Annotated in this window: 23 protein-coding genes, 1 rRNA gene and 1 riboswitch; of the genes, 4 read left to right on the top strand and 20 right to left on the bottom strand. The window is 48.9% G+C overall.

The window, feature by feature from the left end:
* Positions 1-72: 72 nt before the first annotated feature.
* From ispE to AR333_RS22410, 7 genes are all read right to left on the bottom strand, one after another.
* Positions 73-927, bottom strand: coding sequence for a 4-(cytidine 5'-diphospho)-2-C-methyl-D-erythritol kinase (ispE, locus tag AR333_RS22440; protein WP_068777603.1), 855 nt, complete (start codon positions 925-927; stop codon positions 73-75).
* Between the two features lie 116 nt (positions 928-1043).
* On the bottom strand, positions 1044-1223 hold the full coding sequence (locus AR333_RS22435) for a small, acid-soluble spore protein, alpha/beta type (protein ID WP_068777602.1): 180 nt from the start codon (positions 1221-1223) through the stop codon (positions 1044-1046).
* Between the two features lie 267 nt (positions 1224-1490).
* Entirely contained in the window at positions 1491-1766 is a 276-nt protein-coding gene (veg, locus tag AR333_RS22430; protein WP_068777601.1) for a biofilm formation stimulator Veg, read from the bottom strand.
* Positions 1767-2475: 709 nt separating this feature from the next.
* A complete protein-coding gene (gene yabG / locus AR333_RS22425) occupies positions 2476-3354 on the bottom strand; it encodes a sporulation peptidase YabG (protein ID WP_068777600.1) in 879 nt (292 codons plus the stop codon).
* 62 nt (positions 3355-3416) lie between these two features.
* On the bottom strand, positions 3417-4343 hold the full coding sequence (rsmA, locus tag AR333_RS22420) for a 16S rRNA (adenine(1518)-N(6)/adenine(1519)-N(6))-dimethyltransferase RsmA (protein ID WP_068777599.1): 927 nt from the start codon (positions 4341-4343) through the stop codon (positions 3417-3419).
* A 45-nt stretch (positions 4344-4388) separates the two neighbouring features.
* Positions 4389-4934 carry a ribonuclease M5 gene (gene rnmV, locus AR333_RS22415; protein ID WP_068777598.1) on the bottom strand — a complete coding sequence of 182 codons (546 nt, stop codon included), beginning with the start codon at positions 4932-4934 and terminating at the stop codon, positions 4389-4391.
* A 106-nt stretch (positions 4935-5040) separates the two neighbouring features.
* Entirely contained in the window at positions 5041-6171 is a 1131-nt protein-coding gene (locus AR333_RS22410; RefSeq protein WP_068777597.1) for a 3D domain-containing protein, read from the bottom strand.
* Between the two features lie 283 nt (positions 6172-6454).
* Positions 6455-6649, bottom strand: a riboswitch (cyclic di-AMP (ydaO/yuaA leader).
* 291 nt (positions 6650-6940) lie between these two features.
* Here AR333_RS22410 and AR333_RS22405 point away from each other — a divergent pair.
* A complete protein-coding gene (locus AR333_RS22405) occupies positions 6941-7684 on the top strand; it encodes an ABC transporter ATP-binding protein (protein ID WP_068777596.1) in 744 nt (247 codons plus the stop codon).
* Positions 7681-8943: an ABC transporter permease gene (locus AR333_RS22400; protein ID WP_068777595.1), complete on the top strand. Its 1263-nt coding sequence runs from the start codon at positions 7681-7683 to the stop codon at positions 8941-8943. The genes AR333_RS22405 and AR333_RS22400 overlap by 4 nt, the downstream gene beginning before the upstream one ends.
* Here AR333_RS22400 and AR333_RS22395 read toward each other — a convergent pair.
* Together AR333_RS22395 and AR333_RS22390 are read right to left on the bottom strand one after the other, a co-directional pair.
* Positions 8926-9693 carry a TatD family hydrolase gene (locus AR333_RS22395; protein ID WP_068777594.1) on the bottom strand — a complete coding sequence of 256 codons (768 nt, stop codon included), beginning with the start codon at positions 9691-9693 and terminating at the stop codon, positions 8926-8928. The genes AR333_RS22400 and AR333_RS22395 overlap by 18 nt on opposite strands.
* Before the next feature lie 86 nt (positions 9694-9779).
* Positions 9780-11051: an HD domain-containing protein gene (locus tag AR333_RS22390; protein WP_068777593.1), complete on the bottom strand. Its 1272-nt coding sequence runs from the start codon at positions 11049-11051 to the stop codon at positions 9780-9782.
* Positions 11052-11395: 344 nt separating this feature from the next.
* Here AR333_RS22390 and AR333_RS22385 point away from each other — a divergent pair, with 344 nt between their 5' ends.
* Positions 11396-11650, top strand: coding sequence for an AbrB/MazE/SpoVT family DNA-binding domain-containing protein (locus AR333_RS22385; protein WP_009671874.1), 255 nt, complete (start codon positions 11396-11398; stop codon positions 11648-11650).
* 151 nt (positions 11651-11801) lie between these two features.
* Here AR333_RS22385 and rsmI read toward each other — a convergent pair whose 3' ends face one another.
* The 10 genes from rsmI to AR333_RS22335 form a co-directional block, all read right to left on the bottom strand.
* Entirely contained in the window at positions 11802-12677 is an 876-nt protein-coding gene (gene rsmI, locus AR333_RS22380; protein WP_068777592.1) for a 16S rRNA (cytidine(1402)-2'-O)-methyltransferase, read from the bottom strand.
* Entirely contained in the window at positions 12655-13473 is an 819-nt protein-coding gene (locus AR333_RS22375) for a tRNA1(Val) (adenine(37)-N6)-methyltransferase (RefSeq protein WP_068777591.1), read from the bottom strand. The genes rsmI and AR333_RS22375 overlap by 23 nt, the downstream gene beginning before the upstream one ends.
* Positions 13474-13566: 93 nt before the next feature.
* A complete protein-coding gene (gene yabA / locus AR333_RS22370; protein WP_068777590.1) occupies positions 13567-13905 on the bottom strand; it encodes a DNA replication initiation control protein YabA in 339 nt (112 codons plus the stop codon).
* Positions 13906-13943: 38 nt separating this feature from the next.
* Positions 13944-14747 carry a stage 0 sporulation family protein gene (locus tag AR333_RS22365; RefSeq protein ID WP_068777589.1) on the bottom strand — a complete coding sequence of 268 codons (804 nt, stop codon included), beginning with the start codon at positions 14745-14747 and terminating at the stop codon, positions 13944-13946.
* Position 14748: 1 nt separating this feature from the next.
* The gene (holB, locus tag AR333_RS22360; RefSeq protein WP_068777588.1) at positions 14749-15726 is read right to left on the bottom strand and encodes a DNA polymerase III subunit delta'; all 978 of its coding nucleotides are present in this window, start codon (positions 15724-15726) and stop codon (positions 14749-14751) included.
* 19 nt (positions 15727-15745) lie between these two features.
* Positions 15746-16192: a YaaR family protein gene (locus tag AR333_RS22355; RefSeq protein WP_068777587.1), complete on the bottom strand. Its 447-nt coding sequence runs from the start codon at positions 16190-16192 to the stop codon at positions 15746-15748.
* A gap of 67 nt (positions 16193-16259) precedes the next feature.
* Positions 16260-16589, bottom strand: coding sequence for a cyclic-di-AMP receptor (locus AR333_RS22350; protein WP_068777586.1), 330 nt, complete (start codon positions 16587-16589; stop codon positions 16260-16262).
* A gap of 19 nt (positions 16590-16608) precedes the next feature.
* A complete protein-coding gene (gene tmk, locus AR333_RS22345) occupies positions 16609-17274 on the bottom strand; it encodes a dTMP kinase (protein WP_068777585.1) in 666 nt (221 codons plus the stop codon).
* 46 nt (positions 17275-17320) lie between these two features.
* On the bottom strand, positions 17321-18847 hold the full coding sequence (locus AR333_RS22340) for an aminotransferase class I/II-fold pyridoxal phosphate-dependent enzyme (RefSeq protein ID WP_068777584.1): 1527 nt from the start codon (positions 18845-18847) through the stop codon (positions 17321-17323).
* 108 nt (positions 18848-18955) lie between these two features.
* The gene (locus AR333_RS22335; protein WP_068777583.1) at positions 18956-19141 is read right to left on the bottom strand and encodes a sigma factor G inhibitor Gin; all 186 of its coding nucleotides are present in this window, start codon (positions 19139-19141) and stop codon (positions 18956-18958) included.
* A 208-nt stretch (positions 19142-19349) separates the two neighbouring features.
* Between AR333_RS22335 and AR333_RS22330 the strand changes: the two genes are divergently transcribed.
* Positions 19350-19865, top strand: coding sequence for a hypothetical protein (locus AR333_RS22330; protein WP_068777582.1), 516 nt, complete (start codon positions 19350-19352; stop codon positions 19863-19865).
* Between the two features lie 258 nt (positions 19866-20123).
* Here AR333_RS22330 and rrf read toward each other — a convergent pair.
* Positions 20124-20240 (bottom strand): 5S ribosomal RNA (gene rrf / locus AR333_RS22325).
* Positions 20241-20475 lie beyond the last annotated feature (235 nt).

Raw genomic sequence — 20475 nt, 5'->3', positions numbered from 1 at the left:
CAAAAAAGCTCCGCTCGGGAGCTTTATCCGCCTTCTGCTGCTTTAACCCCATCTGCTGTGAACACCATGATATTAAGGAAGCATGCGCACCGCGTACACATCTTTACAGAACCCGCGCAGGCCGTTGTAAATCCGGGCTACTTTGGCTTCTTTAGATACCAGGCCGAATACGGTCGGTCCGCTTCCCGACATTAATACCCCGTCGGCCCCCAGCCTTTCCATAACTTCCTTCATCTGACGTACCTGAGGGTACAGCTCCAGCGTGACTTCCTCAAGCACATTGCCCAGCCTGTGGCACAATTCGTCGAAACGCTTGCCGCGTATCGCCTCCAGAATACTCTGCGTATCCGGATGATTGCGTACGTGTGCCGCATTCAGCTTCCCGTAAACTTCAGATGTTGATACGTTAATGGGAGGCTTGGCCAGAATCACCCAGCACTGAAGCGGATTATTCACGGGCTGCAGCTTTTCACCTCTTCCGGTTGCAAGCGCAGTTCCCCCTGTTACACAGAACGGCACATCCGAGCCCAGTTCGGCTCCGAGGACCTGTAGTTCTTCAGTAGGGATTCCTAAGCCCCACAGCCTGTTGAGGCCGCGCAGCGTTGCAGCCGCATCGCTGCTTCCGCCCGCCAGTCCCGCGGCGACGGGGATTTTCTTATCCAAATGTATGTAGACACCTTTACGTACATCATACCGGTCTTTGATCAGCCTTGCAGCCTGAAAGGCCAAGTTCTTCTCATCGAGCGGAATGTAGCCAGCCTGGCTGGATATGATGATCGTATCCCGCGGAAGTTCCTGCATTTCTATGCGGTCCGCCAGATCGACCATAGTCATAATCATTTCTACTTCGTGGTACCCGTCTTCCCGTTTACGGAGTACGTCCAGGGACAGGTTGATTTTGGCCGAAGCTCTTTCGTATATTTTCATAAGCGGGTCACCTTCTTTTGGGCGCTTTTGCCGATAATTGCTTCACATATTATAGCAAATGCCCATAAGAAAAGCTAAAGCTAATGCGCTTTAGCCCAAATAGGTGGTACCTGCTGTCATGGACGGCGTTTAATTGATTGCTCTGCAATTTGCAGAGCTCTTTTGACCATATTGCCCGCATCCTTGCTCCGTATACCGCCCCAGCCCTCGCGCTCCACCGTTTCATAGAAGCCGAGATCCTTCGCAAGCTCGTATTTAAACTCCTCCGACATCACGCTGCGCCTTCTTCTGCTCACGCAAGTAAACCTCCTCATGGTTCAGCATTCCGTTCAGCTTGTAGTATGCGAACAATCGGACGTATTCATTCGGCTCCTTAAGGAGAGAAGAGATCCAGTGCCGCGGGATATGCAAACTATTGCAGTGCCAATGGGTATATACATTCGTCACATAGTTCTTTGACCGGACACATCCCCAAGTAGTTATGCGGGCTTCCCTTGGTTACCAGAGATTCGCAGTCTATAAAAAAGTAAAAACGGCAGTTCCCTGAGGAACTACCGTTGTTCTTAATGGTGCATATACGTAATGCGGAGCTCTGCGTCATCGTCACAAACCGTAACTTCAACGGACTCAGTTAAAATATCCGCGTAACTGTAAGACACCCTCTTAAATGTTTGTTGTTCTTGGTCCAATTTCACAATAAATACAGAAGGGTAGGTCTCTTCCAAAACACCGAAACGCTCAATGGTTTTCCGACGGCCGCCATTTGCTTTCAACATGATTTTCTGCCCTACGTGAGGTTCGAGACTGCGTTTTATTTCCAACAGCGCATTTTTAGCCATTGTAGCTACCACCTCTTTCCTAATCTATTATACCTTATCCAAGTCATTTTGTCAAACAAACTAAATATTATATCAGTCTGTTTAATCGGTTGTCAACGGTATAACTTCCTAATTTTTCGTGTCCCTTTTCAAAGCATTTGTCAAATCCGGTAGAAATATGCATGCAAGAATTCTATCGCATTACCCATGGTTAAGAAACATCCCATAATCGCTTCCAGAAGCCTCCTGCAAAGCTGGAGGCTTACTACCGTTAACAAGGAGGTCCGTACTATAAACAGCTCCCTCCCGTGACTTGAGAGCCATTCTTTGTAAGCCCCTATCGCCCTAAATAAGTTCTACAGAACTATAGTGATGGCCCGCGGTGTTTTCGGTTGGGACGCTGCATAAAGAGCTTCTGAAGGCAAACCAGGGCTTTGGAACTGGCGCTGGACATCCCTTGTAAGGCTTGTACATCTGAAGAACGATCCGAACTAAGCAGCCATAAAGTCCCGGCGGTCAGCTCTAATCATTGGGGTTCGTTGAATAAGGGGGCGCACATAAGGAGATTTCAGGCAAATAAAAAAAGCTTCAAAAGAAGCTTTTACAGAAATCATGACGAATATGAAAGTTACAAATAGCCGCATCCATCCCCGCAGTAAGTAAACTAGTAACCCAACTGCGGGAACGGTTTATACTCCTTAACCCCATTAGAGCATCCGGCGGCGGCCGGCTATACGGTTGGCTCCGCCTTAAGGTTAGATAGACGCGGAACGCCCATCCGGTAGCTGCCACGCGTCTCCAGTCCGCCAATGCCATCAAGACCGGTGACGGTCATTCCTGCCAGATCGACCATAGAGACCGTATCCCGTATCGAGGTGTAGGACACTTTGGCGGCAATACAGAGCGGATCCAGAGCATGGATGAGCACGCGAGCGGGAGAACTGGCAAAATTAGCTCCAGCCTGCAGCAGTGCCTCAAAGTGGGATTGGCAAGCGCCGGCGACGATAGTCAGAGCATCCCTGTTGCTTTGATATTGCCTTGCGACTTGGACCGCTTTGACAAAGTGGATCGAATTCTTATAGCTCTCTAACTCATGAACATTATTATTTTCTCTGTTCTTGAGAAGCCCGTCATGGCCGGTAACGACCACGATATCCGGTTTTAGCTGCGGAAGCAGACGTTGTAACGTAGAAGCCATCATGGATTCCGTCACATAAAAACCGTCGGCCGGTATTCTCAGCTCCCCGTATAAATTCATGCTTTTGCGCAAATAATTCGGGTCGCCATCCAGGTGAAGCACCTTACCGGGCACCTCAAAATACTGTGTACCGCTGGAAAGGGCCGTTCTCACCGTATCTTCGTTCTGCCGATGCAGCTGCTGGCGGAAATGCCGCATACTGCGGATCGTTTCATTTACCCGCGGCAAATCGTATCTGGGGAAATCCAAATCGCGTGCGGGGGCCATGAAGGATAAATCGGCTATGGGCGCATCTGCCAGAAGCCGAAAATCGACACCTCGAAGGACTGCCCTTGTCGCATCCAGCTCCTGGACCCTAAAGATGACGTCATTGCCGTAGGATTTGCGGGTCGCCAGATCTCCTTGCCTCATGAAGCCATCCCCTCCTAAGCCTATCTTATGGCGGGAATGGGCATTTGGTGATTAGCCCCCGGCTATTTGCTCCGGTTGCAGCTCGGGCAACTTAGCAGCGCTTCTGTGAGCCGTGCATATTCTTCCATGCTGAGTGTCTCGCCGCGGCGGATCGGCTCGATGCCGGCCCCGAGCAGCAGAGCTTCAAGCTCAGGCTTGGTCTCTTTCGTGAAGAAGCGGGCCGCGAGGTTGTTGTAGATAGTTTTGCGGCGCTGCGCAAAGCTGGCCTGAACAACTTCGAAGAAGAAAGCTTCATCCGTGACCGCAACGGCCGGCTCCTTGCGCAGGCGCAGGCGTATAACAGCCGAATCCACGTTCGGCTGCGGCACGAACACCGTGCGCGGCACAATCGCGACCTGCTGCGCCTCGCAGTAATACTGCACGGCAATGCTCAGGCTGCCGTACTCCTTGCCGCCCGGCTTGGCCGCCATGCGGTCAGCCACTTCCTTCTGGATCATCACGACGATATTCTCAAGAGGAAGCTTTTCTTCCAGAAGCTTCATGATAATGGGCGTCGTGATGTAGTAAGGAAGGTTGGCGACCACACTGATACCGGATATGCCGGCGAATTTCTCGGAGATGATTTTGCGCAAGTCGAGCTTGAGCACATCTCCGTGAATGACCTCCGCCGTCTCATACGGTGCCAGCGTCTCCTCCAGAATCGGCAGCAAGCGCCTGTCGATTTCGACGGCCACGACCCGGCCCGCTTCTTTGGCCAGCTGCTGAGTGAGCGCGCCGATTCCAGGCCCGATCTCGAGGGCCCCTTTGTCCGATGCAAGCTCAGCCGCGGAAATAATGCTGCGAAGCACATTGCCATCGGTCAGGAAGTTCTGACCGAGGCTTTTTTTCAATACGAGATGATTCTTCTTCAGAATCTCTTTGGTTCTACCAGGAGTCGCAACGTCCTGTGCGGACATGGACAAGCCGGTTCCTTGTTCATTCTGATTCATACTAGTTCCTCCAAGCTTTCCTGTCTGAAAGCAAATAACATGTAATTACCGTTCCGGTGGCGATATTAATTCTAACGCAGCTTCGAACTCTTCGCGGGAAATTTGAAAAGCAGCACAGCGTTTATAAAACTGCTTACCATTACAATACCCGATTCCGAGTTTTTTTCCCACCGCAAGACGTCTTGCCGCCGCATCCGGATGAACAATGAGTCCCGCTTCGATCAAATCCTCCCAGGTAAGCTGGGATACAGCCCCTTCATATTCCGTCTTCACATTGTTTAATGCAATGCGGATCGACTCCGTTGACGCATTCTCGACACCGATGTCCCCGCGGCGTTCAGCTAGCTCCTGAGGGAGAAAGGCATGCTTGCAGCCCGGAACTTTACTGGAGATAATTTTGCGGATACGCTCACCGGCATGATCCGGATCGGTAAATACAATGACACCGCGCCTCTCCTGGGCTAACCGGATACGTTCCAGTATCTCCCGGTTGATCGCCGACCCGCCGGTTTCGATTGTATCCGCGTCTACAGCCCGTTTGATCGCGGTTGTATCGTCTTTTCCCTCGACTACAATGATTTCTTTAATCATACAGTTTGTCCTTTCTTGAACACGCAAAAAGAAGAGGCAAGCCTCTTCTTTTTGACATACATTTTGTTACCAATTTGTAAATCAATCTACCTGGTAACATGTTATCCTAATCTTGAGTCGGTTTATTCGGACCGATGACATAAACGGTGTAGCCACGCTTCACACCGAACGTCTTCGCATAGCTCATGCTATCGAAATAAACGTCCATCTTTTGTCCTTTAATGGCGCCACCTGTATCTTCTGCACGGCGGTAGCCGATTCCTTCAATGTATACCCACCATCCCATAGGAATAACGGATGTGTCAACTGCAATAGTCCGGCCTTGTGTAGGTTTCGTTCCGCTGGCGGTTCTGTTACCAACTCCCGGTTCTTGCGATGAATATGCGGTCAATGTAACATTCTTTAATATTTTCTTTGCGTCCATTTCGGAGCTTGCTGCACTTGCTTTAGCTGCCGTTTTGGGTTTAACCGGTTCGGATGCGGCTGCCACCGTAACGACCGGATTTTTTGTGCCTATTGCCACGATTTTATCTACGCTCTCGTTCTTCACTGCTTGATCTACGACTTGCTCGGATATGAGTTTGCCGTTCTCAAATACCTTTTCTTTCTTCTTGACGAGCAAACCTTCCTTACCTTCTTGAACAACCTGCTCCTTGCCTTTCAGCAGATCAGCGTCCGTCTTCTTCACCACATTAAAAGCGATCGGTTCCGAGATATCCTCGGTTTCCTTCTTAACACGGACAACCTCAATGGCGGTATTAGCCGCAAGAGATGCGTCCTTAGCCGGAGTCACTTTATCAAGCTCTCCAAGCGAAATATTTGAATCCTGCAGTACTTTTTCTACCGTTTTCGCTGTGGTGTGCACAGTTTGCGTCTGCCCATCGGCAGTCAGCTGTACGGGTGTAGCATGATCGATGACAATCTGCTGACCGTCTTTAATCTTACCGTCAAGCGGCATGGATACCTGATCGTGCTCCCCAATTGTAATGGCTTGTTCATCCAGTAGGCGCTGCAGGACTCCCTGTCTTGTTTCGACAACGGTTTCTTGTCCATTCACTACCAAAGATACGCTCTTGCCGGCCGTACCGTATAACAATACCAATAACATGAACATCAACGCGAATGAAATGATAGCTGCAAGGATGATCATACGCAAGTTTACATGTTTCCATCGCAGTGCGAAGGACATACTGGATGATCGCTTTACATGGGTATCTTGTTGCGAGATATTTCCCACTTCTTCGGTCCTCCTTCGAAGCCCCGCCTTGGTGATTCACATAGTACTTCAGACGTGACTCAGGGTTTATTTGGCGGTTCCTAACGGAACCCTTGCATTTGTCTTCTTTTCCCGCAGACGCCCTTCACGGGAACCATCAGCCGGGTTCGACATCACCTCCATGTGCTAACTTGAGTTTATGCCGGGTCGAATACCCGTCCGAGAATAATCAAAAAGGCCATCGGAAAGAGGAAGCTTCCGTGGCCTGTGTGTGAGCGCAGTTAAGCAGAATAACACGACAGTGGTTACCTCTCCCGGTACGCTTACGAGGTTAGCTGACGGATTCGGGCCCTGAGAGCTGCCCTACTCGCCGGCGACGCTGCCTGCGCCTGCCATTGAGATTCACCCCAAATTGTTCTGTTGTATCGGTTCAGAATAGAGCCGACCTTGACAGCGGTTCCCCCGTTTCCCTGTTACGGAAACTCAGCGTTTAAAACTTGGCGTTTTTATTAAGTTATTATGAAAGTATATTACGCTCAAATATCCAACCTGTAAAGGGGGCATATTCCTTAAAAATAAGCAAATTTAACCAATAGATTCTTGTATATCTCACTTTATTGCACGAATCCTCCTTTTTACTCCTCTTTACGAACAATTCATTATTGACCTTCCGCTAAATCCTTGTGTGATTGGGCTTTCCGGCATTTTTTGACTATAATAAATTTACGGTAAAAAAGCGTTTCACTGATCCAAAAGCGCTGCTATCGATAAGAAAAAAGCAGGTGAAAGCATGAATCCCATTCTTGACATCTCTAAACTCAGCGGAGGTTATCTCCCGGGCAAACCCATTATCCGCAACCTGGATATCCGAGTCGGAGAAGGTGAGATGGTCGGCCTGATCGGACTTAACGGTGCGGGTAAAAGCACGACGATCAAACACATCCTTGGCCTGTTGAAGCCCCAGGAAGGATCTGTAAGAATCGGCAATAAAACGTTAGAAGAAGATCCGCTTGGCTACAGGGCTTCCTACTCTTTTGTACCGGAATCGCCTGAACTTTATGATGAACTTACTATTGAAGAACACCTGGAACTGACTGCCATGGCTTACGGTGTCTCCGATGCGGAATATCGGGCACGCTCACAGAGGCTGATGGACGAATTCCAGATGCAAGCCAAGCGTACCAGCTTCCCAAGTCAGCTCTCCAAAGGCATGAAGCAGAAGGTCATGATTATGAATGCATTTCTGGTAAAACCGTCTCTGTACGTCATTGATGAGCCGTTCTTGGGTCTCGACCCGCTCGCCATGCGTTCGCTGCTCGATATGATGGATGAGTTCAGGAAAGAAGGAGCCAGTTTTCTCATTTGTTCCCATATTCTGGCGACCATCGAGAAATACTGTGACCGGTTCGTAGTGCTTCATCACGGTGAAATTCTGGCGCAAGGAACGCTACTTGAACTTCGACAGCGGGCCGGTCTGCCTGAAGCGACACTGGACGAGCTGTTCTATCACTTTATCCGGGGGAATCCGGCATGAAGCACGCTACAATTGCGTATCCGGGAGGAACCGCCAGCGCCGTCCGACAATTATGGAAGCGCAGATTCGACCAATACCGCAAAGAAGCTTCCGGGTATTGGGCCTATGTCGCAAGAAGCCAGTTTTTCGGCTTTCTTTTCCTTCTTTTTATTGTTTCTTCCTATTACTATGCAAAAACCCTGGATCAGCTTCCGACAACTTTCCCTTACCTGTGGATCGTTCTGGTCCTCCTTACTCCCGCTCTTTCGGCAGGCTCTGTACGAACGCTGCTGAAAAATGCCGACCGGGTTTTCCTGCTCCCGCTTGAACCCGTCATGAGCGCATTTTTCCGTCCCTCATTCCGCTACAGTTTAATCATCCAAAGCTTGCGGGGAATCGTGCTGACTCTGGTCATTTGGCCGCTCTATAAGCACTGCACAGGGGAGAATGCACAGCCCCTTCTGCTGATGCTTCTGTTCATTCTTCTAATAAAAACAGCCAACCTGCTTGGATCATGGCAGGAAGGCCGCTTTTCATCTCCGGGATGGCGATTGCTGTCGCAAGGGTACCGCTGGCTTCTGACGGGAGTTGCTCTTTACGTGTTGTTCGGCAAGGGACCTTTTATGGGAGGCATTGTTCTGCTTGCCGCTCTCCTTCTCTGGACCTTGATCTATAAGCTGCTGCCAGCACGCCAGGTTCACGGAGTCGCGTGGGACTTTTTGATTGATAATGAGAAAAGACAACAGCACAGGCTGTATCTGTTCTTCAGCGGATTTGCCGATGTCCCCCAGTTGCCTGTCCGGGTCAAGCAGCGGAGAGTGCTGGCCGGTATAACCCGTCTGTATCGGTTCAAGCGTTCGTCTCTTTATCTGTATCTGTTTACCAAAACATTCGTCCGGTCGGAACTGCTGGGAATTGTAGTCCGCATCACTTTGATTGCCGCTTTGGTTATAATCGCCGTTCAATCGGTTGTAGCGGCAGCCTTAGTCAGCGCTGCGGCCATGTTCATTACCCTGATGCAGCTCACATCCCTGGAGCAGTCCCACCGGTATACCTTCTGGCTGCAAACCTATCCGGTCAACGAGCGGATGAAAATCGGAGCTGTACTCCGGATTGTGGCCGCAGCCTTTACGGTCCAAGGAGTTATCCTCTCCCTGCTGATGCTACTAAGCGGAGCAGGTGTATACTCGGCAGCGCCGCTGGCCGCTCTTGCATTGGGGCTCCTGCTGTGCGCGACCGTCATGAAGCGCAAATTCACCGCTTCATTTGAGACCGAGTAGACGCACCGCGTTCTCTGTAGTCGCCTCCGCCAGCTCTTCGAGGCTCATGCCGCGAAGCTCTGCAGCCGCTTCGGCTACGAGCCGTACATAGGAAGTCTCGTTGCGCTTCCCGCGGAAAGGATGCGGAGTGAGATAAGGTGCATCCGTCTCGATCAGCAGACGGTCGAGCGGCACCTGCTGCAAGACTTCCTTCGGCTGCTTCGCATTCTTAAAAGTAATAGGGCCGCCGAAGGAAATATGGAAATTCATATCCAGACACTGCTTCGCCGTTTCCCAGCTGCCTGAATAACAGTGCATAATGCCGCCGACTTCGGCGGCTTTTTCTTCCCTCAGAATATCCACAATATCCTTATGAGCATCACGGTTGTGTATAACAATCGGCAGGCCCATCTTACGGGCAAGACGGATCTGTTCACGGAAGACGCGGGCTTGTACATCCTTGGGGGAAGTGTCCCAGTGATAATCAAGACCGATTTCTCCTATGGCAACCACCTTCTCGTGACCGCATAACTCTTCGATCCACTCCAGATCACCAGGCTTCATATCAATAGCATCGGTCGGATGCCAACCTACGGTTGTCCAGATAAAATCGTATTTCTCGGCAAGTGCAATAGATGAAGGAATCGTCTCCCGGTTAAATCCTACATTAACAATGCGTGTAACCCCATTCTCCCGGGCGCGGAGGATCGCCTCATCCCGGTCTTCGTCAAAAGCCTCGTTGTTCATATGAGTATGGGTGTCCGTCAACATAACTTAACAGCTCCTCTAATCTTATTCGTTGGTACCCTATCTTTTCTTCCATGCGGACATCTTCTTTCATGTGAACATTTCTTCTTTCAATCAAACAGTCTCCGCCTTAGAACATCTACCTTCGGACCGCTAGTCTCAAATAATTCAGCCGGATAATAGATACGATGCTGGCCCATATGAAGACCAGAGATCGATTTGACGATTTCGGAACGCTCTGTAATTTCGCTCAATCTGTCCTGGCTGTCCAAAAGAAGGATCGGAAGCTTATCATCTTTGCCGAATCCCGGTCTGTATACGTCATAGGATTGATCGGAAGGAAAGTCCATCTCCATATAATAGTTAGGATCAAGTCCCGCTTCCTCCAGCGCATCCTGAAAGTCCGTCAGCAGACTAATTTCCTGCTCATCCACTGAGGTGAATTTGAACAAACGGCGGTGCAGGAATCTTCCCGAAAGATCTGCCAGTACGGGGTCTTTTTCTAAAGTCCAATACATCAATACCGTTTGCATCAAAGACTCATCCAGCAGGAAATAATCAGATAAGGACAGTTTACCCTGAAACAGGTGAAGAATCGGCTCCGGCATAAATTCAAAAGAATAGCCCTCTTCAAAAAGCGCCTTTGCGCATTCCAAAGCTTTACCGAGCAAAATTTCGGCACTGCGGGTGACAGGATGAAAATAAACCTGCCAGTACATTTGATAGCGGGACATCAAGTAGTCTTCAACTGCATGCATTCCGCTTTCTTTCACGACAATTTTCCCCTGATACGGACGCAGGACCCTTAATATCCTCTCCAAATCGAAAGTACCGTAATTAACCCCTGTAAAATAAGCATCCCTAAGCAAATAATCCATACGGTCCGCGTCAAGCTGAGAAGAAACCAAGCTGGTTACAATCTCACGGCGGTACGTCTTGCATATAACACCGGCTACATCATGAGGAAAGGTTGGCGACACTTGTGAAAGCACTTTGTTAACATCCGTATCGCCTAAAATAATCCGGCACGACCAATTTTCATGATTCGTTCCGAATACTTTCTCTATGGAGTGCGAAAAGGGCCCGTGTCCCACGTCGTGAAGCAGTGCTGCACATAGACAGAGCAGCCTTTCCTCCGCCGGCCAGTCTGCGTACTGGTTTCGTTCGAACTGTGAAATAATCTTTCTCGTGATTTCATAAACCCCAAGCGAATGTGAGAACCTGCTGTGCTCCGCCCCATGAAAGGTCAAAAAGGAGGTGCCAAGCTGCCGAATCCGCCGAAGTCTTTGAAATTCCTTGGTATTAATTAAATCCCATACGATCCGGTCCTGCACATAAATATACTTATGGACGGGATCTTTGAAAACTTTTTCTTCTATCATCCATTTCCGGCCTCCTTTTTCGACATTTAAGCATCAAATCAGATCAGTTTTAGTGGTATTTTGTCGAATAATGTTTTGTTTCGATTTCCAGACAGAATCTACTTTGTCGCACAAATAAAACCTTTGTCAAACTAAGAAAATAAAATAATTTTCAAAAACCCACTTATTTCTCACGAATAAAGAAGGATTTTTGCAATTCACAAAGAATTCATTAATTATAAAAACTGCAATTAGAGACCAATTTTGGGTTGACTATTTTGGGAATGCTTGGTATCATGAATATCGAAAACAATGTCGAATAATGACGATTAATTATCCCAGTAGATTGGAAGGAGCTTTCATATATGATGAAGTCCACAGGTATTGTAAGGAAAGTTGATGAATTGGGTCGTGTCGTAATCCCGATCGAATTGCGCCGTACGCTCGGTATCGGAGAAAAAGACGCGCTTGAAATTTATGTAGATGGTGAGCGCATCATGCTTAAGAAATACGAGCCTGCTTGTATCTTCTGCGGAAACGCGGAGAACGTAACGTATTTCAAAGGAAAAATTGTTTGTCACGAATGTTTAAATGAAATGCCAATACCTGTGACAAAATAAGAAAAATAGTATATAATAAAAACTAGTAAAGTTCCTTTTGGTAATTCTAACCTTTTTCATATCTCCTCTACGTCTCTAAGACCGTTAGCTCTGCTCTCGGACTTAGAGACCTTTTTTTTGTTCATCTGCAGATAGAGGAGAACTGGGATCTTCAATCCCGCAACAGTTCGTTATATACCTCCCGTTTGGGCAGACCGCGATCGGATGCGGTTTTCTTGATAGCGTCCTTCTTGCTCAATCCCTGCTGAACGTAATGCTCGGCGTGATCCTCTAGCGTCAGCTCCTGCCACCATGCCGCTTCCGCCACCGCAGCCTCCGCCTTGCTGCGACCTTCGACCAGAAGAACGTATTCTCCCTGCGGCGGGTGTTCGCCCAAATACTCCAGCGCCTGACTGACTGTGCCGCGCGCGAATTCCTCGAAGCGCTTAGTGAGTTCACGCGCGAGGCAGACCTGACGATCCCCCCATACTTCGAGCATTTGCTCGAGCGTGCGCATGACTCTATGGGGGGACTCGTAGAACAGCAGCGTGCCTGGTGCCGGCATAAGCCGGGTCAATTCCCGCTGCATGTCTTTCTTCTCTCGGGGCAGGAATCCGATGAATGTGAATTCATCGGTCGGAAGCCCGGATGCAATGAGCGCAGACAAGGCCGCATTCGCGCCCGGGATCGGCACGACCGGGATGCCGGCTTCGATTGCCAGACGGACAAGGTCATGTCCGGGATCGGATATCGCCGGCAGCCCCGCATCGCTGATGAGTGCGATAGTCTGTCCCTCACTCATCAGTCTGACCAGCTCAGGCCCGCTTGCCTGCTTGTTATGCTCGTGATAACTGACGAGACGGCCCGGAATATCAAAGTGCGTCAGCAGCTTGCGGGATTGACGCGTATCCTCGGCTGCGATGAGATCCGCTTCCTTCAGCGTACGTACCGCCCGGTACGTCATATCCTCCAGGTTCCCGATCGGGGTACCGACCAAATATAAAATCCCTGTATCATTAAGAGCTTCATAGCTTTTCTGAATTTGCATGGTTATGGTCCTCTATCCTCGAGTTCTTCATTACAGTATCCGTGTTATCCAACTGGCTCTTCTCTCCATAGAATACCGAGTGGAGTTCGCCGCAATATTTGCCGTCTTTGCCATGCACGATGAGCGGAGGCAAAGTCTTTAAATCCGGTTTACCGTCCCGGATTCCTTCAACTAATACCATCATAGCTTCTTCACCCTGACGCGGATGAACGAAACGCACACGTTTGGGCTCTACCCGGTATTGCCTCATCAGCGCTACAATATCCACAAGCCGATTCGGACGGTGAACCATCGCCATCTTCCCTCCAGGACGCAGCAATTTGGCCGAAGCCGCAACTACATCTTCGAGTGTACAGAAAATCTCATGTCTCGCGGCAGCCACATGTTGATTACGGTTTTGTTCTCCAGCCGGTACTGGCAGATACGGGGGGTTCACCGTTACAAGATCATATTGCGAAGCGCCCAGTGTGCGATGTACATTTTTCAAATCCCCATGTATCATATGAAGGTTGTCTTCAAGCTGATTCAACTCAATATTGCGCCGGCCCATATCGGCTAATCTCTCCTGAATTTCAACCGCCCAGATCTTTGCCTTGGTACGCGTAGTCAGCAGCAGCGGAATAACACCATTGCCCGAACACAAATCTACAATTTTACCGCGCGGCGGCACCGAACAGAATCGTGCAAGCAGAACAGCATCCAGCGAGAATGCGAATACCTCTTCACTTTGAATAATCCGCAGATCGTGGGTGAGCAGGTCATCAATCCGTTCCGTATTTTGCAGTACAACCTGCATAAATAGTTCCTCCTTAGACGTGTTTCTTCTATTAAAAGGTACAACATTGATATGGAAAAAACCGTAGAGAAGATAACCTCCCTACGGCTCACGTTATTTATTTAAGAAAGACAGGCAGAACAAACAATCTCCTTCCGTCCGCAAATGCCCGTAATAGACATTGCAGATGTGAAAGCCTTCATAATACAGACGGGCCAAATTGTCATACCCTTCCCCAATCACCGGCTCTATGCCCTTCTCAGGTTCAAGTTCCACAGGTTCAGCATCCCCCTGTTTGAGCAGTTTGCGCAGCTGCTGATTCTCCATCGTTAGCCGTTGATTCTCTTCGAGCAAAGTAATGATGGTCTTCTTCAAATCTCCCAGTTCAGCATGCGCTTTACCGATCTGCTCTTCCAATCCATCGATTTGTGCAAACATTTCGTGTTTCTCCACTGTCTCACCTCAAGTAACGCTTCCCGCTTCCGTTAAACTTAATCTTGCTCCGCTACATCGTCAAAAGGCAAATCCATAATCTTGCCAATATCGTAAAGCTGGACTTTGCAAGTTCTTTCGTTCATGTTCAGCGACAGTACTTTACCATTTCCAAGCGAGGTAATGACAAAAGTTCCTACGGTAGGCACACTGTCTTTGGCGCTCTCGTAGTTGTCATGTTCGAACTTCAGGCAGCACATAAGACGTCCGCATAAGCCTGAAATTTTGGTAGGATTCAAAGATAAATTCTGATCCTTCGCCATTTTGATCGACACCGGCTCAAAGTCGCCCAGGAAAGACGAGCAACACAGAATTCTTCCGCAAGGCCCAATTCCGCCAAGCATCTTGGCTTCATCCCTGACACCGATTTGACGGAGTTCAATCCGCGTTCTGAAAATACTGGCCAAATCTTTGACCAGTTCGCGGAAATCAACTCTTCCCTCCGCAGTAAAGTAAAAAATAATCTTATTGCGATCAAACGTATATTCCACATCAACCAGCTTCATTTTGAGCTGATGATCCTTGATTTTGTTCAAACAGACGCCGAATGCATCTTTAGCGGCTTTCTTGTTCTCTTCCACAAGCTCAGCATCCGATGGATTCGCGATCCGAATTACCTTTTTAAGAGGAAGAACAACATCGTTCTCCTGTACCGTTTTCTTACCTATGACCACTTTGCCGTACTCAATACCTCTTGCGGTTTCTACAATTACAGCATTCTCTTGTTCCACAGGAAGGTCAATGGGATCAAAGTAATACACCTTGCCCGCCTTCTTAAAGCGGACACCTACGACGGAATACATGTTACACCCCCTGTATGTCCACTAACATTTTCTCAACAACCAGCTGAGGATTGGCATTAAAACGAAGGCGCTTCTGCAGCTCCACCGCCCTTGCCAGCAAGCGGACCCAATCTTCGGTCTCCCGCTTAAACGACAGGGATGCCATCCAGTCTAACTGGTCGGTATATACGAAATTTTCCTTGCGTCCAATCCGCAGGGAAACCATGTCTTTCAACCATAAAATCATAAGATCAAAGAGCAGAGCCGTATGTTCGGCCAGCCCGGCCTTCATCCATTTCTGCTGCAGCGTTACAAAGGAAGACGGATAGCGTGTGAGCGTTTCCCTCAACAATTGTATCATTGTGCTGCGTATTTCGGCAAACCCATTCTTTCCAATTAATTCTTTAGCCGCCTGGATTCCGGCAGTCAAATGAATCGCGGGCTGAACAAGTGCAGCAGGATGACCTTCTTCAAGAAGAATCCGAGCCATGTCCGCACGAGGCATAGGCGTGAAAGAAATCCATTGCGATCGCGATTGGATCGTCGGCAGCAGGGCATGTCCATTCTCTGTAATAAGAATAGCCACCACTTTTGAGTTTGGTTCCTCTAGAAATTTCAGCAGACTGTTGGCCGCCTGGACGGTCATCTTCTCCGCTTGATTCAAGATATAAATCTTCGTTCCCGAACCGGAAGAACGGTAAGCGAACTTTTTCTGTAGTTCTCGGATCTGATCAATCTTAATAGAAGCCCCATCAGGCTCAATGGAATAAAGATCCGGATGATTGCCATGCTCCACCTTACGGCATTCAAGACATTCACCGCAGGCGTCATCCGTCATTTTAGTGCAATATATGGCTTTGGCGAGCACAAGGGCGGTTTGTTTCCTTCCCGTACCTACAGGCCCGCTAAATATATAAGCATGCGATATTTTATCCTGCCGCAAGCCGCTTTGCAATATGCGTTTGGCCGTTTCTTGACCTGGGATCGTTTGAAAAGACATTTGTATACGCTCCACGGTATTAAAATAATAAGTGGATCAGCATGCCCCTTATTTCGCCGATGCGCTGGAGAATTTCCAGACGGCCTTGTTCAGTTTCCAGCAGTTCGTCAGCCATTGCAAGCAGTGTACTATCCGCTTCTTCAAGCAGTTTATACCGCTTGGTACGCCCGCGCCGGTCCCAACCTCGCGTATCCCGCAAGGTTACGCCCTGGCGTGCCGTCTCTTCCAGAAACTGTTTGATGAGAAGTTTATACTGTCTCAGCTCACGCAGAGTCATGGATCTGGAAAGCCGGTCACCCTGGAGCCCGATTTGTTGAAGCAGCCGGTTTAACTGCTCCATAGTGACCTTTTCATCCTGTTTGAGCATAAAGGCAGAAAAATCTTTGGGAGGCGACTGTAGGGGAGGCGCCGAATCCGTAACTTTAACGTTCTTGCCGATCGGATGCCAACCCGGATTGATTTTCAACGAGATGCTCCCCTTTACCTTTTATTACATGGCTTGCGCTTCACTATATGGGACAAGCCCCTCCGGATCAGTAATGCTCGAAACGCTCCACCGGAAGCAGGAATACAGCTGCGCCGCCGACCTGCACTTCAACCGGGAACGGAATATATGAATCTGTCGTGCCACCCATAGGCGATACAGGTGTGACGAGCTGATCGCGTACTTTGCAATTTGCTTTGATCACTTTAAAAACTTCCGGTACCCGTTCATCTTCGATCCCGATCATGAACGTTGTATTGCCTGCACGGAGAAATCCTCCGGTACTGGCCAATTTAGTCGCACGGAACCCCTCTTTGATCAATGCATTGGATAGACGGTTGCTATCTTTATCCTGAACAACGGCGATTACGAGTTTCATCGCAGATCCCCCTCTTTTATTATACCTCAGGCTGTGGAAAAAAGACACGATCTAACAGTTCATTACAATCCCGTAAAATATCGGCCGCAATTTCGTCTTCCGAACGATTCGCATCGATAAGCCGCATACGATTCGGGTTTTCCTCAAGAAGAGTCATAAAACCATCCCGAACGCGGCTGTGATACGTTTCGCCTTTCAGCTCAATGCGGTCTAGTGCCTCACCGCCGCTGGCTTGAGCCCGGCTGTACAGGCGCTGTAAACTGGTCTCTACCGGCACGTCAAGCAAATAAGTCCGTGTCGGTTTCAACCCGCCTGTTGCGAAAGAATTGACTGCGGCCACCTGCTCCACGTCCAAACCAAGACCGTAAGCTTGGTAGGCGATGCTCGCATCGACGAAACGATCGCAGAGCACAATACGATTGGCTTCAAGAGCCGGAACAATAAGTTCACGAACGTGCTGAGCCCTGGAAGCTGCATAGAGCAGTACCTCCGTCTGATCTTTCATCTCTGCATGCTCCGGATCAAGAATCAAACTGCGTATTTTGTCGCTGATCGATGTGCCTCCCGGTTCTCGTGTAACCACAATATCATATCCGAGTTTAGTCAACGAATCGGCTAACCGGCGCAGCTGGGTTGTTTTGCCGGCTCCATCCGGACCCTCAAATGTAAGGAATATATCTTTCACTTTACCCTCCTAAAAATATAAACGAAACCAACCTGACGGTCGGAAGTCAATCTATGGTGTTTGCAGTCTTCTCATCCGGGCCGTCTTGCCTAACCTTCAGGTATCCTCTCAAGACCTCAGCACTTCCATGAAACCTCGCTCCTGATGCTACGAGCTTTTTGAGCTGATTTGTCATTTCTTCCGTAATAATCTCCCCTGGATATAAAAGCGGGATTCCTGGCGGGTAAGGAATCACCATCTCAGCGGAACGTTGTCCGGTGGAATCACTTAAGGAAGCCAGGACGATACTCTCATTCTTTTCTTGGTTATTGGTAAACAGTGGGCTGCTCATCGGAACAGGCTCGGAAACGGAGAAAACAAGAGGCTTATACATAGTATTCGGGCTGGTGTCCCGAAGTTCCTGCCTTTCAATTAAGTAACGCGTTGAAATGCTTCTGCAAACGTCCAGAGCTCTTTGCGCATCCTCCAGTGACGTAAAGATCGTCAATAAGAGAAGGACATACGCCCCTGAAGCGAACTCTACATAACAGCCCGCTTCTTCCAGCAATTCCTGAAGGTCAGTACCCGTGAGAGTTCCCGTTGAGTCGTATAGGGTTATCTTAAAAGGATCCAGACTATCGTAAGCTTCATGAGCAGCAGGAGGTTCGAGAACCTTCAGACCATGCAGCGAATGAATTCCGCAGTGCAGCAATTTTACAGCAGCGAGTCCTTGATCAATCAGCTCTCTGCCGCGGGTATGCATCTGCTTCCTCGCTAAATCAAGGGAAGCTAGAATTGGGTACGATGGGCTCGAGCTTTGCAGCATTGCCAGCAGTGTCCGTATCCGTTCGCGGTCCATACGGTCCCCCTGCAGGTGCAGCATCGCTCCCATCGTCATCGCACTGAGCATCTTATGCGTGGACTGAACCACCGCATCTGCCCCGCTTGCGAGAGCGGACTCCGGCAGCTCCGGGTGAAAACCGTAATGCGCCCCATGGGCTTCGTCCACCAGCAGCGGGATGCCCCTGCTGTGCGCAAGCTCCGCATATGGGCGCAAATTCACTCCCATCCCATAATAGTTGGGATTGGTCAGCAGCAGCCCCTTGGCCTCCGGGTAACGGTTCAGCGCGTCTTCGACATCGCTCCGTCTCACGGAGGCCGGTATTCCGCTATCCCCGCCTAGCACCGGGGATATAAAAACCGCGCGCGCGCCAGCCAGCATTAATCCGTGAAGCACGGATTTGTGTACATTGCGCTGCACGAGAAGAATGTCGCCAGTCCCGCACAGCGACATGATCATCGCCAGGTTGCCGACCGTGCTGCCACCGACGAGGAAGAATGTCTCATCCGCTCCGAAGCAGTCTGCCGCGAGTTCCTGCGCCTCGCGAATCACGCCTTCCGGCTGATGAAGATCGTCGAGCCCGCTGATCTCAGTATAATCGAGTGCCATCAGCGGCTCAAAAAAAGAAGCGGCCGCCGGGTCCGCTCCTCTGCCAGATTTATGGCCGGGCACATGAAAACTCGCCGGCAATTTATTAAAATGCTCCCTCATCCGCTCAAAAAGGGGAGCTTCGTCACGCTTTTTATTCGACATATCCAAGCATCCTTTAGACCTGTATAATCTCTATAAATATAGAAGTAAGTCAAGCATACCTGTCTGTCCGCGATGAATCAAGTCAAACCATCTCTAAATAGTCAGAAACTACGCATTTTTCTTATAAAATATCTGTTTTAACTGCCGGATAAAGAAAGAATATTTAACATCCAGCACATCCGTATGTACAATCTCAGACTCGCAGGCTTCGCAAATAAATTCCGATACAATCTGGATGCCTTCTTGTTTGGTTTCGCCGCACACGATACATTTAGGTTGAACGGATTCTTCCATACGGATCACCTCTACTCTTTTTTCTATTAAGCAGTATGTCCGGTTTACGATATTTTTAGACAAGATAGCAAGATAAACTCACATGTTTCTGCGCTTATCGGCCTAAAACCTTCAAAAGAACATCCGGTTCACCGATATAGCTAATAGAGAACATTCTCCACTGCGTCTTCTTTTGAGAGATTAGCTTATCTTACGGAGGTTTATCTTTGTGAAAAATACATCATCCAGCGATGCGGTCATTTATACTTACACCCTTCTTCGACGAATCCCGCATCATTTCCTGCTGCTCGGCAGTTATTATGCCTTTGTTGCAGTCTGGGGAATTAAAGCTGTATTAACAGGCAGCCTCCTGTCGCTTATCTTCGGCTACCTCTTTATACAATTGCTGTATGCACTTGTTATTCGGGGTTACCTTTATTTTGTACGCAATGCCGGCCTTCAGGGCTGGTCGTACCGGCTGGCACACCTGTGGACAGGATTTATTCCGTCACAATATGTAATGCTTCGAACCTTTATCCGGCTGCATCTTCATCTGCTTGTATCCGGTTGTGCCGGAATACTACTGCTTTACCCTTGGCTTTCTGCCGATTCCATATCAAATTTTTTATTTGTGCATCTTTGGATCATGGGCGGGCGATTCTATCTGTTTTTTATGTTCCGAAAAGAGTATAAGATCGGTTGGCTGCGATTGCGTTCAAATGAAACATCCTGTTACAAACAATAAAATTGTTTTACAAAGCATGAGGCTGTAGCAGCAAAAGCCTGGTGCTTTTTCATTTTCAAACGCCCTTATAACCGTAACAGATGAGCATTAATCCCGTTCACACTCAATTGCAGGGACAAGTTGTCCTATCACAACGTGAATTACAAAATGTATGTGTACTGACTTTCATCAACCCAGTAGAGCAACCAGATAATAATAACCTTTATTATAAAACAAAAAGCCTTCTCGAACTTTCGTTCGAAAAGGCTTTTCTATCTCGCTTGGCAACGTCCTACTCTCCCAGGACCCTGCGGTCCAAGTACCATCGGCGCTGGAAGGCTTAACGGTCGTGTTCGGGATGGGTACGCGTGGTTCCCTTCCGCCATCGTCACCAAACAGGATGTTCCGAAGTGTTAGAGACTTCGAAAATCGCAGCATCTCCTTGCGGACATACTACTCATAGCAGGGTTGTACCCTGAAAACTAGCAGCGAAAGATGTACTAAGATCCATCCAAAGATCTTGTGGTGCACAGCCATAGGCCATGCTTTAGATGTTGGCCTCTACTCGCGTAAAGACCTGTAGGTCAAGCCCTCGACCGATTAGTATTGGTCAGCTCCACACATTGCTGTG

It is taken from the genome of Paenibacillus sp. FJAT-26967, assembly GCF_001541095.1.
GTDB lineage: Bacteria > Bacillota > Bacilli > Paenibacillales > NBRC-103111 > Paenibacillus_F.
The sequence above is the reverse complement of the archived record's forward strand: the minus strand, read 5'-3'. Positions and strand labels throughout refer to the sequence as shown.